The organism is Lentzea flaviverrucosa (assembly GCF_003350445.1).
GTDB classification, from domain to species: Bacteria; Actinomycetota; Actinomycetes; order Mycobacteriales; family Pseudonocardiaceae; genus Lentzea; species Lentzea californiensis.
In genome coordinates this window covers 326,093-342,160 of record NZ_QQAU01000005.1, presented here as the reverse complement: position 1 = coordinate 342,160, position 16,068 = coordinate 326,093, and the positions used below count along the sequence as shown (strand labels likewise).

At 70.0% G+C, this 16,068-nt stretch carries 13 protein-coding genes; 8 read left to right on the top strand and 5 right to left on the bottom strand.

Going from position 1 to position 16,068, the window contains the following annotated elements; all coding sequences use genetic code 11:
- The first annotated feature begins 4 nt into the window (after positions 1-4).
- Together DFR72_RS18415 and DFR72_RS18410 are read left to right on the top strand one after the other, a co-directional pair.
- On the top strand, positions 5-1,072 hold the full coding sequence (locus DFR72_RS18415; protein ID WP_090066024.1) for a methyltransferase domain-containing protein: 1,068 nt from the start codon (positions 5-7) through the stop codon (positions 1,070-1,072).
- Positions 1,073-1,144: 72 nt separating this feature from the next.
- Positions 1,145-3,172, top strand: a complete 2,028-nt coding sequence (locus DFR72_RS18410) for an NACHT domain-containing protein (protein ID WP_245983121.1) — start codon at positions 1,145-1,147, stop codon at positions 3,170-3,172.
- Here DFR72_RS18410 and DFR72_RS18405 read toward each other — a convergent pair.
- The 3 genes from DFR72_RS18405 to DFR72_RS18395 are packed head-to-tail and all read right to left on the bottom strand — an operon-like array spanning position 3,108 to position 6,537.
- Complete coding sequence (locus DFR72_RS18405; RefSeq protein WP_090066025.1) at positions 3,108-5,345, bottom strand: FtsX-like permease family protein; 2,238 nt, start codon at positions 5,343-5,345, stop codon at positions 3,108-3,110. The genes DFR72_RS18410 and DFR72_RS18405 overlap by 65 nt on opposite strands.
- Entirely contained in the window at positions 5,342-6,016 is a 675-nt protein-coding gene (locus DFR72_RS18400; protein ID WP_090066026.1) for an ABC transporter ATP-binding protein, read from the bottom strand. Before DFR72_RS18400 ends, DFR72_RS18405 begins: the two co-directional genes overlap by 4 nt.
- A complete protein-coding gene (locus DFR72_RS18395) occupies positions 6,013-6,537 on the bottom strand; it encodes a PadR family transcriptional regulator (RefSeq protein ID WP_090066322.1) in 525 nt (174 codons plus the stop codon). Before DFR72_RS18395 ends, DFR72_RS18400 begins: the two co-directional genes overlap by 4 nt.
- 86 nt (positions 6,538-6,623) lie before the next feature.
- On the opposite strand from DFR72_RS18395, the gene DFR72_RS18390 reads away from it, so the two are divergent.
- Positions 6,624-7,109, top strand: coding sequence for a CGNR zinc finger domain-containing protein (locus tag DFR72_RS18390; RefSeq protein ID WP_245983119.1), 486 nt, complete (start codon positions 6,624-6,626; stop codon positions 7,107-7,109).
- Here DFR72_RS18390 and DFR72_RS18385 read toward each other — a convergent pair.
- Positions 7,082-8,329, bottom strand: coding sequence for a DUF445 domain-containing protein (locus tag DFR72_RS18385; RefSeq protein ID WP_425459896.1), 1,248 nt, complete (start codon positions 8,327-8,329; stop codon positions 7,082-7,084). The genes DFR72_RS18390 and DFR72_RS18385 overlap by 28 nt on opposite strands.
- Positions 8,330-8,447: 118 nt before the next feature.
- Positions 8,448-9,590 carry an RNA-guided endonuclease InsQ/TnpB family protein gene (locus DFR72_RS18380; RefSeq protein WP_090066027.1) on the bottom strand — a complete coding sequence of 381 codons (1,143 nt, stop codon included), beginning with the start codon at positions 9,588-9,590 and terminating at the stop codon, positions 8,448-8,450.
- A gap of 121 nt (positions 9,591-9,711) precedes the next feature.
- Here DFR72_RS18380 and DFR72_RS18375 point away from each other — a divergent pair, with 121 nt between their 5' ends.
- The 5 genes from DFR72_RS18375 to DFR72_RS18355 all read left to right on the top strand — a co-directional run bounded on the left by DFR72_RS18375 (position 9,712) and on the right by DFR72_RS18355 (position 15,774).
- On the top strand, positions 9,712-10,875 hold the full coding sequence (locus DFR72_RS18375; protein WP_090066028.1) for a pyridoxal phosphate-dependent aminotransferase: 1,164 nt from the start codon (positions 9,712-9,714) through the stop codon (positions 10,873-10,875).
- A 96-nt stretch (positions 10,876-10,971) separates the two neighbouring features.
- Positions 10,972-11,502 carry an RNA polymerase sigma factor gene (locus DFR72_RS18370; protein ID WP_090066029.1) on the top strand — a complete coding sequence of 177 codons (531 nt, stop codon included), beginning with the start codon at positions 10,972-10,974 and terminating at the stop codon, positions 11,500-11,502.
- Between the two features lie 55 nt (positions 11,503-11,557).
- Positions 11,558-11,917: a hypothetical protein gene (locus DFR72_RS18365; RefSeq protein ID WP_114773712.1), complete on the top strand. Its 360-nt coding sequence runs from the start codon at positions 11,558-11,560 to the stop codon at positions 11,915-11,917.
- Complete coding sequence (locus DFR72_RS18360) at positions 11,914-14,010, top strand: CHAT domain-containing protein (protein WP_114773711.1); 2,097 nt, start codon at positions 11,914-11,916, stop codon at positions 14,008-14,010. The genes DFR72_RS18365 and DFR72_RS18360 overlap by 4 nt, the downstream gene beginning before the upstream one ends.
- Before the next feature lie 984 nt (positions 14,011-14,994).
- On the top strand, positions 14,995-15,774 hold the full coding sequence (locus DFR72_RS18355) for a hypothetical protein (RefSeq protein ID WP_090066032.1): 780 nt from the start codon (positions 14,995-14,997) through the stop codon (positions 15,772-15,774).
- Positions 15,775-16,068: the final 294 nt, after the last annotated feature.

Below are 16,068 nucleotides of genomic sequence, written 5' to 3'. Positions count from 1 at the left end.
TGACATGGACGACGCCGGGGCCCTGCGCACCGAGCTGGCGAACCAGCTGCTCGGCGACGGAGTGCTGCGCGATCCCAAGTGGCACAGGGCTTTCCAGGCCGTCCCCCGGCACGAGTTCCTGCCGCGCTTCTACCGCCAGCTGCACAGCGGCGACTGGGAACCGCTCACCGCGAGCGACCCCGGCTGGCTGGAGCTCGTCTACGCCGACCGGGTGTGGGTCACCCAGTTCGACGGCGACGACACGGTGACCGGCGGCACACCGACCTGCTCGTCCAGCATGCCCACGATCATGGCGATCATGCTGGAGGCACTGGACGTCCACACCGGACAGTCGGTGCTCGAGGTCGGCACGGGCACGGGCTACAACGCGGCTCTCCTGTGCCACGCCGTGGGTTCGGGCAACGTGACCACGGTCGACGTCGACCCGAACATCTCACGACGAGCACGCGAACGCCTGCACGCCAACGGTTTCTCCCCCACCTGCGTGACGGGCGACGGCGCGCTCGGCCACCCTGGCCGCGCACCGTACGACCGCGTGCTGGCCACCTGCTCCGTCGCGACGATCCCGCTCGCCTGGATGGAGCAGACGAAACCGGGCGGACTGGTGGTCACGACGCTGCACCGCCCGATCGGCGCCGGCCTCGTCCGCATCGTCTCCCACGGCGACGGCACCGGCGAAGGACGCGTGCTCACCGAGGACGGGCGCTTCATGCCGTTGCGCGCCCACGCCCACCGTCCCGCGCCGGGTGGCGAGGGCGCGTTCGAGCGCAGCACCACCACGCTGCCGTTCACCACGGTGCTCGACCCGTCCAGTCCGTTCGAGTTCTTCGCGGGCATCTCGCTGCCGGGCGTCGTCGCGGGGCCCAACTGGTTGGCCCATTCGGACGGTTCCTGGGTGCACCACCACGGCTCCCACGTCGACCAGGGCGGCCCGCGCCGGCTGTGGGACATCGCGGAGGACGCACTCGTCGCCTGGCACGAGCTGGGAAAACCCCGCCGCGGCCAGTTCGGGATCACGATCGGACCAGAGGGCCAGCACCTGACGCTGGGCGGTCTCCGGTGGCACCTGTGATCAACAATCAAACGTCACGACACGGGTCACTGAATCGACCCCTCGCGGATGCGGTGCGTCATGATGCGACGCATGTCCAGATTCCGTCAGCAGGCGTTGCTGACCGGTTGCGTGCTGACCGCGCTCCTCACCGCGGCCGGGCTGTTCGTGACCGACCACGGCATCAACGCGCACCTGTGGCTGATCGTGCTCGCGGTGGCGTTCCTGGGCTTGCTGGCTCTGCTCGATCCGTGGGTGCGGCGCAGGCACAACGCCGAGCTGAGCACCGACGAGCACCTCGACGCCGCGTGCCGCGCGCTCGCCGTCGGCCTGCAGGCGCAGTGGAACGAGGAGGTCCGCTCGCGCGGCCTCACCGACCCCGACCTGCTCGACCTGCACTGGATCGCGCCCGAACTGGACGTGAGCGACGAGCCGGCCGCGCCCCCTGGACGCAGCGACGCGGTGGTGGGCGCGTTCCAACGGCAGATCAACCGGCGCATGGTGGTCATCGGCGAGGCCGGCACCGGCAAGTCGACGGTCGCGATGCTGCTGACGTGCGGCCTGCTGGACCGCTACGACGGCGGCATGGTGCCGGTGCTGCTGCCCCTGTCGACGTGGAACCCGGCGGTCGAGGACATCCGCACGTGGCTCACGCGCAGGCTGTACGAGGACCACCCGGCGTTGCGCAACACCGAGCTGTACGGCAGCTACGCCGGTGACCTGCTGATCGAGCAGCACCTGGTCCTGCCCGTGCTCGACGGCCTCGACGACATCCCCGCGCACCAGCGCGCGGACGCCCTCGCGCGGATCGCCAAGGCGTTCCCCGCCAAGCGCCCGCTGGTGCTGACCTGCCGCACCGGCGAGTTCGCGCAGGCCGTCCACCTCGCGGGCCCGCTGCCCGGCGCGGACGTCGTCGAACTGGCCCCGCTCGACCTGGACGAGGTCGCCGCCTACCTGCGCGCGAGCGCCGACAGCTGGGGTGCCGCGCGCTGGGAGCCGGTGTTCATCCAGCTGCGCGAGGAACCGGACGGCAGGCTCGCGGACGCGTTGTCGACGCCGCTCACGATGTGGCTCGCCAGCATGGTCTACGCCGACAGCGAGGCGGAGCCGACCGAACTGCTCGACCGCGGCCGTTTCCCGGACGCGCGGGCCATCTCCGACCACCTCTGCGACGAACTGGTGTCGCGCGCGTTCGGCAACAGGGCGTTCGCGCACCACGCCAACGCCACGCAGGTGTGGCCGCGGGACAGGGCGCGCAAGTGGCTCGAGTTCCTGGCCCACGAGATGCGCGACCGCGGCATCCGCGAACTGGCCTGGTGGGAGCTGCGCCGGTCGGTCGGCAACACGTGGCTCGCCGTGCTCGGCGCGCTGGCGCTGGGCGCGATCGGCGGGTTCGGCGTCGGCTGGCTGATGGCGTACTCGATCACGCCGTCGCTCGCCCCGATCACCGGCCTGGTCGCGGGCATCGCCGTCGGCGCCGCCGCGCTGACCGCGTCCCACGAACGCAAAGCCAAGCCCCGCCTGGGGATCTGGCGCAGCCTGCTGCTCGTGCCGGGGGTCGTCGGGCTCGCAGGCGGGCTCGTCTTCGGTGCCCTGTACGGACTTTCCGCCGGACTCGTGGTCGGGCTCGGACTCGCCGTCGCGATCGCGCTGCGGTTCGCGTTGTCGAGCGCCGCCGAGCTGTCGCAGGCCTCCAGTCCTCAGTGGACGATGGCCCGCGACCGGATCGCCGTCTGGACCGGATCTCTCGTGCTGGCCGTGGTGTTCGGCTCGGCCGCGGCGCTGGTGTTCGGCCCCGCCCAGACCGGCATGGTCGGGCTGGGACTCGCGTCCGGGCTGATGCTCGGGTTCGCACTGGCCGTGCTGCACCTGCGCTGGTGGTGGTTCACCGTCGCCCGGATCTGGCTGGCACTGCGCGGAAAGCTGCCCTGGGAGCTGATGGTGTTCCTGGAGGACGCGCGCAAGCTCGGCGTGCTCTGCCGGGCGGGAGCCTGCTACCAGTTCCGGCACGGACTGGTGCAGGACCGCCTGGCAGAGCACGAGATGACGTCCAGGACTACTCGGTCCGCAGGCCCAGTGCGCCGGTCGCCCTTCTCAGCGAGGGCAACGTCAGAGCGGTGACCAGCACGACCATCCCCACCGAGATGCCGGTGACGAAGCCGATGCCGGCCCAGTCGTAGTGGACCTCGGCGTCGAACGCCCTCGTGACCAGCACTCCGAGCAGGATGCCGGTGCCCACCGACACCACCGTGGAGATCACCAGCGGGATCGCGTTCTGCCACACCAGCGACCGGGCGAGCGTGCCGCGGGGCACCCCGCCGGCCGCCATCGCCGCGAGCGGACGGCGACGTTCCCGCACCTGCTCCAGCCCCACGACCAGCAGTGACGCTCCTGCGAGCAGCAACGTGAGCAGCGCGGCCCCGTAGAGCGCCCTGCGCACCGCCAGGAACACCTGCTCGATCTCGGACGAGTTCTCCTGACCGAAGAAGACGGTGTACACCCGCCACGAGTAGGGCGCGAGGGCGTTGCGCACGTGCTCCGCGACGTCCGGCCGCGTCGTGTCCATCTCGGCCTGGATCTCGGCGTACGTGTGGGTGAGGTCGAGGTTCCCGGCCGCGGCCGGGGTGACGAAGAGGCCGAGGCGGGTACCGGTCCTGCGCTCGAACGCCGGCACCGTCCAGGTGGCGCCGGTCTCCTCGAACTTGACGACGTCACCGGCCTCGGGGTCACCGAGACCGTTGCCGGTCGGCACGAGGTAGGTCTTGCCGTCCGTGCAGTCCGCGAGGTCCACCACCGTCTTGAGCGCGGCGCACGTTCCGACCGCGATGGTGGTGTGGCCGTCGTCGGGTGTTGTCGCCCAGGTGCGCAGAAGGCTCTGCACTCCGACCACGCCCGGTGTCCTGGCCAGCACGTCCGGCAGTTCCGGGAGCGGGGTGGCCTCGTTCACCGAGATGGTGAGGGAGTTCCTGCTCGCCGACCGCGTGTCCTCGGCCTTCACGTCGTTCTCGACGCCCGCGAGGATCACCTGCAGCGTCACGGTGCCCGCGAGCACGACCGCCACGCCGCCGACGACCCGTGCCGCCGTACCCGCGTCGAGCTGCAACCGGCGCACGGCCAGCTGCAACGCGGGCGTGGCGCCGCTCATCCGGTGAACGGCCCGTTCGACCAGCCACGGCAGCAACGCCGGGACGGCGAACATCAGCAGGACGACACCGGCGATGATCGGCCACTCCTCCGGCTTGGCCTGTCCGCCGAACCTGCCGAACTGGCTGGCCAGCAGCGCCGCGCCGCCCAGCGCGGGCACGACCCGCCACCACAGCCTGCGTTTCACCGGTTTCTGCTCGCGAACAACGCCGAGCGGTTCGACGATCGTGCGGCGCATGGCGAACACCGAGGTCAGCACGGCCAGAACCGGCACGGAGATCACCACGACGAGCGTCAACGGCAACGTCGGCGTGAGGTCGCTCGGGAACACCGCCACCTCGGGGAGGGGGATGTCATCCGCGAGCGGCCTGATGGCGAACAGCAGCCCGAAGCCGATGACCAGCCCCGCCACCGCACCGGCCAGCGCCTCGCCGGACGCGATCAGCCGCACCCGTGCCGCACCAGCGCCGACCAGCCGCAACGCCGCCAGCCGGCGATCACGCTGAGCGGCGGCCAGCCTGGTCGCGACGCTCACGAACACCAGCACGGGGAACAGCAGCACGACAGCGCCGACGATGCTGAGCATCAGCAGGATCGTCGGCAGCCCACCGCCGGCGTACTGCTGGCCGAACGCGTAGACCTGGTTGCCGTCGTTCCGCTGGATCTTCGTGTCCCCGGCGAGGAACCTGAGGTCCTGCGGCCCGTCCATGCCCTGCGGCGCGAACGTGCCGATGACCTTCTGCGGGAACCTCGGCCGCAGCAGTTCGCCCTCGGGGCTCGCCAGCAGGTCCGCGAGCCGTGGCGACACGATGATCTCGTTGTCCCCCGGCAGCCGCTCGACTCCGGGCGGCTTGGGCGCGTCCGCCACCATGGCGCGCACGTACGCGCCGCTGACGAAGTCGGACCGGTACGCGACCGACCCGTTCTCCAGCAGCAGCGGCGCCGCCCCGGTGCCCTCCTCCACGACGTTGCGGGCGTCTCCCCGCTGGTCGCGGTTGCCGAACGCGGTCGGGATGGACGCGGCGAGCAGCAGCACCGCCACGCACATCCCGATGCCGACGCCTTGGAGCGCGAGCCTCACCCAGGACTTCCGGCTGCCCCCGACGGCCAGCCGGACTCCCAGGGCGAGGTCGCTCAGGACCCGGTTCACCTGACGAACTCCACGTCCCGTGAACGGCCGTCGCGCACGACGACCTCGCGGTCCGAGTACGCGGCGACCCGCGGTTCGTGCGTGACCAGCACGACGGCCGCGCCGGTCTCCCTGGCCGCGGTCGTGAGCAGGTGCATCACCCGCTCGCCGTTGAGCGAGTCGAGTGCGCCGGTCGGTTCGTCGGCGAAGACCACCTTCGGCGACGTGACCAGCGCACGGGCCACCGCGACCCGTTGCCCCTGGCCACCGGAGGTCTCGCCGGGTCGCTGGTCGGCGACGGTGTCGACCTCCAGCCGGGCCATCCACTCCTTCGACGCGCGCTCGGCGTCCCTGCGCTTCATGCCGCTCAGCCGCAACGGCAGCGCGACGTTCTCCAGGCAGGTGAGCTCCGGCACGAGCTGGCCGAACTGGAAGACGAACCCGAACTCGGTGCGCCGCAGCTCACTGCGGGCGCCGTCGTTCATCCCGGTCAGGTCGCGGCCGCGGTAGGTGACCGTGCCGGAGTCCGGCGGCAGGATGCCCGCGAGGCAGTGCAGCAGGGTGGACTTGCCGGACCCGGACGGGCCCATGATCGCGACGACCTCGCCCTCGCGGATCGAGATGCCGGCACCGTCCAGCGCGTTCGTCTTCCCGAACGACTTGTAGAGGCCCTCAGCGGTGAGCAGGGTCATCGGGCCACCTCCTCGGCGAGTTTGTCCAGACGGGCCGCGGTCAGCTCGAGCCACCGCAGGTCCGCTTCGAGGTGGAACAGGGCGAAGTCGCAGATGAGCTGGTCGGCGAGGTCGCCGTCCGTCTTGCGCCTGGTCAGGTCGCGCATCGTGGTGAGGTGCGCGGAGCGTTGGGTGTCGAGCACCTCGGTCGCGCTGCGGCCGGACAGCAGGGCCAGCACGACCTTCGCGTAGAGGGTGTTCTGCAGGTACGGCTCGGGCTTCTCCGGCGTGCCGAGCCAGCGTTCTACATCAGTCACCCCGGCGTCCGTGATCGCGTACCGCTTGCGCTCCGGGCCGTCGCCGGCCTCCACGCCCGCGTCGCTCACGAAGCCGTTCTTCAGCAGTCTCGACAGGGTCGAATACACCTGTCCGTAGTGCAGAGGCCGGTCGTGACCGAAACGCTCGTCGTACGCGCGCTTCAGGTCGTACCCGTGCCTTGGACCGCCCTCTAGCAGGCCCAACAGTGCGTGTCCGATCGACATGAGGAGCACTATACACACGATGTATACACCGAGTGTATTGCTCGGACGGCCTGACGGGCGTCCGCCGTGGCGCCTACAGTGGTGGGGTGACTGGTCTGACTGTCGGCTGGGATCACGACGTCGAGCTGCTGCTCGACTTCCTGAACACTCGACACGTACTGGACAGTGAAGCCTCCTGGCGCGCATGGGTGACCGAGCGCGGCCTCGGGCGGAGCAGTGAAATAGCGCAGGCGCGCGCCGCTCGTGCGGCGCTGCGGTCGTCCATCGAGGGGTCCTCAGGGCCTCAGACGGCAGCGGGCGTCGTCCACATCGAGCTCACCGACGGCGTCCCGGTGCTGTCGAGCTCGGACGCGCTCGGCGCTGTGCTCGCCGCTTCGGCCCGCCTCGCGGTACTGGGCTCGTGGGAACGCTTCAAGATCTGTCCCGCCGACGACTGCCTGCGTGCGTTCTTCGACCGCTCGCGCAACCGATCGCGCACCTGGTGCTCGATGCAGGTGTGCGGGAACCGCGAGAAGGCCCGCACGTTCCGAAAACGCACGAGAGCTCAGAACAGCACGTTGGCCACCGTGTAGATCACCAGGCCGGCGAGCGCGCCGACCACGGTGCCGTTGATCCGGATGAACTGCAGGTCCCTGCCGACCTGCAGTTCGATCTTGCGCGAGGTCTCCTCCGCGTCCCAGCGCTCGACCGTGTCCGTGATCAGCGTGGTGATCTCCGCGCGGTAGTTGCCGACCACGTACCCAGCGGCCTGCTCCAGCCAGCCGTCGACCTTGGCCCGCAGCTCCGGGTCGTCCGTGAGGTTGGTGCCGAGCGTGATCAGGCCCTGGGTGACGCGCCTGCGCAGCTCGCTGGACGGGTCCTCGGCAGCATCGATCAGCATCTTCTTGGCCGTGCCCCAAGCGCTGCTGATCAGCTTCTGGACGTCCGGGTGCCCGATCACCTGCTGCTTGACCTGCTCGGCGCGCTGCATGGTCGCCTCGTCGGTCTGCATGTCACCGGAGAACTCGATCAGGAACTGGTCGACGGCGAGGCGCATCGGGTGGTTGACGTCGGTCTTGACCGCCCACGCGAAGTTGACCAGCTCGGTGTAGACCTTGTCGCCGAGCAGGGCGTCGACGAACTTGGGCGACCAGGTGGGCGCACGGTCCGTGACGATGAGGCTGACCTTGTCGGAGTTGTCGCGCACCCACTCGTAGGCGCGGTCGCACATGAGGTCGACGAGCTTGTGGTGCGCGCCGTCGGTCAGCACCTGCTGCAGCAGCTTGCCGAGCGGCGGCCCCCACGGCTTCGCCGTGACGCGCTTCACGATCGCCTGCTCCACGACCGCCTGGACCTCTTCGTCCTTGAGGACCGTGATCGCGCCCTTGAGGACGTTCGAGAGCTCGTTGGTGACCCGCTCGGCGTTGTCGGGCTGCTTGATCCAGGCACCGGCGCGTTCCGCGATGCCCGCCCTCCTCAGCTTGTCCTGCACGATCTCCGGGCTCAGGAAGTTGACGCCCACGAAGTCACCGAGCGTCTGGCCGAACACGGCCTTGCGTTCGGGGATGATCGCGGTGTGCGGGATCGGCAACCCCAGTGGCCTGCGGAAAAGGGCCGTGACGGCGAACCAGTCGGCGAGCGCGCCGACCATGCCGGCCTCCGCGGCGGCCCGCACGTAACCCACCCAGGCGCCCTCGAAGGCGTGCGTGCCGAAGAAGATGATCGTCGCGCCTATCAGGAAGCTCGTCGCGACGAGCTTCATCTTGCGCAGGTCGGTGCGCTTCTGCTGGTCAGCGGCGGTCAGTTGCTCCACAACGCCATTGTCCGTCAACTTCCGGATCTAGGGGCTGAGCTAGCAGTTCAGCTCCCGATCGGATCGCGTTTTCATCCATCACCGGCTGTCATGGACGAGGCCGCATCGCCGTTCGCACTCAGGCGGCAGGTTCGGGCACGTTGACAGGTGCCCACACCGAGCGCGCACGGTCGCGCACGTTGATCCCGGCGACGTGGTCGGACGGCCCAGCGAGGCCGCACTGACGACAGCAGAACCAGTCCCGATTGGGCCTGTTGTTGCGGGCTACGTGACTGCAGCGTGGGCACATCTGCGACGTGTACCGGGCATCCACAGTGATCACCGGGACACCGGCGCGCTTCGCCTTGTATGCGATGAACGCGCCAAGCTGCTGAAAAGGCCAGGAAGAGTGGGTAGCTCGCTGATCGCGGCGAGGCCGTACCCGGTCACGAATTCCGCTCAAATCCTCCAGAGCGATACCGCGACCGGTGCGTTGCGCGACAGCCACCATCTTCTTGGCGATCTCGTGGTTCACCTGAGTCACATGGCGATGCTCTCGCCGAGCCCGCCGACGCAGGCAACGGCTTGCTGATCTGGTGCCCTTGGCCTGCAGCTCGGCGCGCTTTCGCGCGTGCCATCGCCGGTAACGTTGCAATCGACGGCCCTGGAAGTTCTCGCCGTCCGACGTGGTGGCCAGGTTGACGATTCCGCGGTCCACGCCGATCCAGTCGTTCGGCGCAAGCACCTCGGCTTCGGGCACCTCGCAGGTGGCGATCAGCAGCCACTTGCCGCTACGGAACACCAGGTCGGACTCACCTTTCCGGTGTGCAACGAGAGTCGCGAGCTGCGCAGGATGCCCAGCGAACGGGACGCCCTTCAAGCGACCCATGACTGTCCAGATCGACACCGTCTTGTCGTCGTACCGCCACGAGAGCATGCGGTCGTCGAATGGCTGTGCCGCATCCTCCCGAAACCGGATCGCCTTGCTTTCAGCCTTGGCCTTGCGTGAGCCGACCAGACCGCCGATTCGGATTCTGGCGTGCACGCTCGAATATGCGTCGACGACCTTCTTGACGGTCCGAACTGCGGCTTGAGCTCCGAGCCCAGCAGCCCGCATGTCTCCGTAGACCAACTTCTGCAGATCGTTGCGAGAACTCACGGCTCGTTCGAACGCCGTTTTCGATGCATTGTCCGCAGCTGCGTTGCACGCACGCAGAGTCGCAACCAGTGCTGCCGCCTGCTCAGCACACGGCAGCAAACGAACCTGGACAACGACCTTCATCCGACAAATCTAGAACATACGTTCGACGACACACTTTTCGGGTGCGGCGACGGCGCAGATTTCTCACACCCAGGGGAGCCAGGCTTCCCTCAACACACGATTCGGGTGAAGATCCTGCGTTGTGCGGGTACCAGCGCTAGTTCCCCGGTTGCAGCCGTTCACGTCGACCATCTTCGCGGAGATGACGGCGCTGGCCGTGCAGCACGACGCCGTCAACCTCGGTCAGGGCTTCCCCGACACCGATGGTCCGTCGTCGATGCTGCAGGCCGCCCAGTCGGCGATCGCGTCGGGGGTGAACCAGTACCCGCCTGGGCCGGGCATGCCGGTGCTGCGCCGCGCCGTCGCCGCCCACCGCTCGCGGTACGGCCTGTCCTACGACCCGGACACCGAGGTCCTGGTGACGGTCGGTGCCACCGAGGCGATCGCGGCCTCGTTGCTGGCGCTGGTCGAGGCCGGTGACGAGGTGATCCTGATCGAGCCGTACTACGACTCGTACGCCGCCTCCGTGGCCCTGGCGGGCGCTACCCGGGTGACCGTCGGCCTGCGCGAGGACGCCTCCGGCCGGTTGGCGCTGGACGTCGACGCCCTGCGTGCGGCCGTGACGCCGCGGACTCGGGCCGTCCTGGTCAACACGCCGCACAACCCGACCGGCACGGTGTTCCGCTTGGAGGAGCTCCAAGCGATCGCGGCACTGTGCGTGGAGCACGACCTGCTGGCGATCACGGACGAGGTCTACGAGCACCTGGTGTTCGACGGGCTCGTCCACATCCCGCTGGCCTCGCTGCCGGGCATGGCGCCGCGGACGTTGTCGATCTCCGGCGCAGGCAAGACGTTCAACTGCACCGGCTGGAAGATCGGCTGGGTGTGCGGACCCGCCGAGCTGGTCTCGGCGGTGCGCGCGGCCAAGCAGTTCATGACCTTCGTCGGCGGTGCGCCGTTCCAGCCCGCCGTCGCGCACGCCCTGACCGCCGAACTGGACTGGGTCACGGGGCTGCGGGACTCGCTGGCGTCCAAGCGCGCTCGGCTGGCCGAGGGTCTGCGTGCGGCCGGGTTCGAGGTGCGTTCGTCCGAGGGCACGTACTTCATCTGCGCTGACGTCCGGCCGTTGGGTTACACGGACGGCCTGGCGCTGTGCCGTGACCTGCCCGCCCGGATCGGCGTCGCGGCCGTGCCGGTGCAGGTGTTCACGGACCGGCCCGACCAGTGGAAGCACCTGATCCGGTTCGCGTTCTGCAAGCAGGACGCCGTGATCGACGAAGCCGTGGAGCGCCTCCACAAGCTGTAGTTGTCCACAGGTGTGGATGAGTTCTTCCACAACTGTGGACAACCCACTTTCGGGTGAGGTGGGGAGCCGCGGCTGCGGAGTTCGACTCCAAATGGCATGGACTCGAACACTGAGGTTCTCGTGGCGTGGCGTTCCGGTCTCTCCGGCTGGGACGCCCTCGTCGACCGCTACTCCCGCCTGGTCTGGTCGGTGCCCAGATCGTTCCGCCTGAGCCAGACCGACGCCGCCGACGTCTACCAGTGCACCTGGCTCTGCCTGGCGGAACACCTCACCCGGCTTCGAGAACCGGACCACCTGGCGACCTGGCTGGTCCGTACCGCCACGCGCCAGTCGATAGCGGTCCTGCGCACGCGTGGCCGCGAGGTCTCCTACGACCTGTGGGAGCCGGAGTCCGTTCTGCCGAGCCCTGACGAGGTCGTGATCACCCACGATCGGCGGCGTCGGCTGTGGTCCGCGCTGATGACCTTGAACGAACGCTGCCAGCGGCTGCTGAGGATCGCTGCCCACAGCCCTGAGCTGAGTTATGCACAGGTTGCCGACGCCCTGGGGATGAACCTGGGGAGCGTTGGTTCCACACGCAGTCGTTGCCTCGCTGACCTGCGGCGGAAGGTGGGGGACCTGCGGTGAGCGATGTCCAGCCCCGGCCAGTTGTCCACAGGCTGCTCGATTCCGGAGGTGCACGATGAGGGACTCGCTGCTCGACGAGATCGCCGACCTGTTCAGTTCGGACACCCCGCCACCTGCCCTCGCACCACGCCCGACGGGTCTCGAACCGATGGCCCCTGTGGACGAACCGGTGCGCGGCCCGTCCCGCCAGCTCGTGTTCCACCTCGGCACCGGCCGCCTGCACCTGCAGCTCGACCCCGGCCACCTGACCGGCGTGCTGGACGACAGCGGCCTCGCCGTCGAGATCCATTCGCCGTCCAGCGTCCAGGCGCTGCGGCCCGATCCCGAGGGCTGGTTCCGCGCGACCGTCAGGCCGGGTCCGGTGTGCGTGACGGTGCCCGGCCTGGGCCTCACGACCGGCTGGTTCGTCGCGTGAGCGCGAGCGCCGACCCGCGGGCCACCATCGCGACGACCGAGGTCCGGGGCACCAAAGTGCAGCGTGCCGACGCCCTGCACGACCTCAGCGTCGCCCACGTCGAGCTCGGCCACCTCGACGTCGCCGCGCGGTTCGCCCGGCGCGGGTTGCGGCTCACCGGCGAGGCGCGGTTCCACCTCACGCTCGCGTGGATCGAGCTGGACCGGGGCCGCCGCAAGCAGAGCCTCCAGCACCTCGACCTCGCGACACCTCGGCTGCACGGCAGGGAACTGGCTCGGGCCAGGTGCCTGCGGGGGTTGCACCTCTGCCAGGACGCCGAGCCGCGGCTGGCGATCGCCGAACTCACGGCGGTCATCCGGGAGCTGCGCCGGTACGGCGACGAGAGGTGGCTGGCCAACGCGCTGATCGGACGCGGGATCGCTCGTTGCCACGCGACCAGGCTGCCGTCCGCCGAGGCCGACTTCAGGGCGGCGGAGACGGTGCTGCGGGCGCTGGGTGAGCCGGGCAGAGCGGCGATGTGCCTGCACAACAGGGGGTTCGTCGCGATGCTCGCCGGCGACCTGCCGCTGGCCCTGCGCAGGTACGAGGAGGCCGCGAAGGCCGGTCTCGACTCGGCGAGCCGGCCGGAGGCGCTCGTCGACAGGGCCGAGGCGCTGCTCGCGGCGGGGCTGACGGCGGACGCGCGACGGGTGCTGGCGCCCGCGATGGAGCTGCTGCGGCGGTGCGATCGGCATGTGCCCGAGCTGGCGGTGCTGAGCGCGCGCTGTGCGTTGCGCGACGGCGATCCCGCTCCCGCGATCCGGCTCGGCGGCACGGACGCCGAGTTCATGCTGGCGGCCGGGAAGCTCGACGCCGTTGCGGCGCACCGGTTTCGCGGACCTGCCCAGACGCGGGCGCTCGGGTGGCTCGCGCAGGCCAGGCGCTCTGACCGGCGAGGCGCGCTGGCCGCGTGCCGGGCGGGTGTGAAGGTGCTCGACGAGCACCACGGCGACTGGCCGCGACGCGAACTGACCGGGCACGCGCTCGGCCTCGCCAGGACGGCGCGCGAGGTGCTGCACTGGTCGGAGCACCACCGAACGTCGGTTCCCCTGCCTCACAACGACCCTGGGCTCGCGCAGGCCCTCACCGACCTGCGCCGGGCGAAGGCGTTCGGACTGCCGTTGGAGGCGTTGGAGCGGAACGTCCGAAGGCTGACCCTCGCCTCCAGGAGAAGCGTGAGCACGAGCACGGCACCGACGGGACTGCCCCTGGTCAGCTTCATCGTCCACGAAGGACAGATGAAGGCCGTCACGCTCGTCGACGGGCGGGCCCGGATGCGCGTGGTTCCCGACCCCGCGGAACTCGTCCGCACCGCGAAGCTCGCACTGCGGGCCGGGCGCACCGTCACCACCGACCTGCTGCCGGACGCGGAGGAGGTCGTCGTCATCCCCGACGGGGTGCTCGACGAGATGCCGTGGGCCGCGCTGGGCCGCCGAGTTCACGTCATCCCGGCGTTGAGCCGGTGGAGGCCGTCCGGTCGAGGTGGCCACCGGCTCTGGGTCACCGGCCCCGGGCTGTCCCACGACGAAGTGCCCGCCCTGCAACGGGAACACGGCGGCACGATCGTCGAGTCCACTGTGGAATCAACTCTGGCACAGTTGAACGGTGCCGGGATCGTGCACATCGCGGCGCACGGGCACGTCCACCCGGACAACCCGCTGTTCTCCCACCTGGACCTGCGGGACGGCCCGCTCTACGGCTACGACGTCGCGAGGATCGAGCACCCGCCCGAGATCGTCGTCCTGTCGGCCTGCGAGTCCGGACTCGCCCGCGCGTTCCTCGACGCCGGCACCAGAGCGGTGATCGCGAGCGTGCTGCCGGTGCCGGACGCGCGGGTCGGCGCGGCCATGGCCGAGGTCCACCGCCTCGCCGACCACCCCGCGGAGGCCGCGCGAGCCGTCGCCCACCTGGGCTTCAGCTGCTACGGCACCGGCACGAGGGTGGCGGCGTGCAGGGCGGCGGCGAACGACGTACCGGTGCAGAGCAGCTGGGAGTCGCCGACCGCGGCCGGCACGTCGACCCCGGACGCGACGACGTCCACCCAGGGCCCGTGACCCGAGAAGGAGGCCGAGGCGCCCACCGCCGTCACCGAGGGCAGAGCGGCGGGCCACCACGGACGTCCGGAACCGCCGTTGCCCGCCGCGGCCACCACGTTGCCGCCGCAGCCTGCCAGGACCGGCGGGCAGAGGTCGTCGAACGAGTAGGTGCCGGACGCGACCAGCACCACCGGCAGGTCGCGGGTGGCGCGCAACGCGGCGGCGAGGGTGAGGTCGTCACCGAAGCCCGAGGCGCCCAGGACGGGGAACGGACGCACCGAGGCGCCGTGGTGGCGGAGAACCCCGGCGACCAACGCGCCGTGCGGGGCGTCGAGAGGGGTGTCGAGCAACGCGACCGTGCCCTCGCCCAGCAGATCCGGGAGGCGCTCGCCGATCACCGGCCGGGAGGTACCGATCATGATCGGGCAGGCGAGGTGGACGTGGTTCGGAGTGGCACCCACCTCGGCGGCGATCTCGGCGACGCGCGCTCGTTCGGAGGCTTTCAAGTGCACGCGGATGGCGCCCGAAGCGATCTCCTCGTGCGAGTAGACGCCCCGCAAGCGCTTGCGCACAGTGGGTGCGTCCACTGGCAGGACGACCAGTTCCCCCGAACGGAGCAAGCACTCATTTGGACCCGCCGGATCGTGCACGACCACCGGACCGAGTGCGGCGGAGGCGTGATCGACCAGCTCAGAGAGGCTGTTGACCTGCTTGGGCGCGTCCACATCGGACACCATCCCCCGCCGCGACACGGTCCACACGGGACCGACGCGCGATGTCACTCGATCCGATGACGACACAGACGGTGTTCATGCCTGATCAGGGCAACACGGACAGCCGCACGAGACCGCCCTTCCGGGTGTTTCACGCCGAGGTGGTTCGCAAAGTCACTCACCGGTGCTAGACATAGCTCTACGTCGACCTCCGACGGCGCTGTGCGTTGAAGGTGACCCGAAACGGTGGACGGGTGGTGATCCTGTGGCAGGTGGTGGAGTTGGTGCATTGCTGCTGCGGACTGCTGCCCTCGGCGGGCTCACCGCCGCCGGTTGGCTGCTGAGCGGCACCACTGCGTCCGCCAGCCCCGAGGAACCCCCCGCCGTCGAGATCACCACCGAGACCGCTGCCGAAGCCCCACAGTTGCTCGAGGACCCGGCCGGGTGGGCGGAAGCCTTCACCGCGTCGTTGGCCGAGAAGCACCAGCCGGAGAAGTTCGTCCCACCGCCGGTCCTGCCGCCGGTCCTGACGGAGCCGGAAGAAGAGCCGCAGGAAGAGCCCGACGAGGGCCCGGTCCTCGACTTCACCGGCGGTTCGAGCAGCAACTCGCGGTCGGGCACCATCTCGAACCAGGCGCCGCCCGCGGTCATCGAGGCCAAGGCCAAGGTCCGCGCCGCCAAGATCGCCGCGAGGCTCGCGGCCGAACTCCCGCCGCCGCCTCCTCCGCCACCCGCACCGATCTCGGTGGCGAAGCAGGCCGTGCAGCTCCTGCCCGACCTTCCGGTGCCCGCTCCCGTGAAGACCGAACCCGCGCCGGCGAACGACTACAACTGGTCCGCTCCCGGCCCGGACGCCCCGCTGCCCGCACCGCAGCAGGCCCCCGCCGTGGTCACGACGGTCTCCACGTCGTCCGGCCACACCGACAACTCCGGCGGCACGCGCGGCGTGCTCGCCGTTCTGACGTCGCACAACTCGCTCTTCCCGCCCGCCACGTGGTCGGTCGAGGAGCGTCGCGACGGCACTGAGCCCGGCAGCATTCCGGGCCTGCCCAGCACGTCACCCGACTGAGTCCGGCAGGACCAGTCTGCCCTCTGCGCGATTTGTGACCGTCTCGTGCCGTCGCGCCAGTAACTCCTTCTGTCATTTCCCGTTGTACGCAAGGAACCCCCAGTCTTCCTGACCTGCCAACCGCGCCCTGGCAGGTCGGGTCTGGTCCGAGTGCCGCGCTGCCCCCGCAGTCTCGGACCACACGGGAAACCTGCGGACGGGGAACGCCAATCCCTGGGACGTTCCCCTCCGCAGGCCTCTCGTTTGCAAGTTCGTCGGCCCGGTCTCCCCCGCTGCGGGAGACCGGGCCGACGT

What these genes read in the sequence shown, in the direction of transcription:
- DFR72_RS18415 (WP_090066024.1), top strand. Translation starts at nt 5, where the DNA reads ATGGACGACGCCGGGGCCCTGCGCACCGAGCTGGCGAACCAGCTGCTC.
- DFR72_RS18410 (WP_245983121.1), top strand. Translation starts at nt 1,145, where the DNA reads ATGTCCAGATTCCGTCAGCAGGCGTTGCTGACCGGTTGCGTGCTGACC.
- DFR72_RS18400 (WP_090066026.1), bottom strand. Translation starts at nt 6,016, where the DNA reads ATGACCCTGCTCACCGCTGAGGGCCTCTACAAGTCGTTCGGGAAGACG.
- DFR72_RS18395 (WP_090066322.1), bottom strand. Translation starts at nt 6,537, where the DNA reads ATGTCGATCGGACACGCACTGTTGGGCCTGCTAGAGGGCGGTCCAAGG.
- DFR72_RS18380 (WP_090066027.1), bottom strand. Translation starts at nt 9,590, where the DNA reads ATGAAGGTCGTTGTCCAGGTTCGTTTGCTGCCGTGTGCTGAGCAGGCG.
- DFR72_RS18370 (WP_090066029.1), top strand. Translation starts at nt 10,972, where the DNA reads ATGGACTCGAACACTGAGGTTCTCGTGGCGTGGCGTTCCGGTCTCTCC.
- DFR72_RS18365 (WP_114773712.1), top strand. Translation starts at nt 11,558, where the DNA reads ATGAGGGACTCGCTGCTCGACGAGATCGCCGACCTGTTCAGTTCGGAC.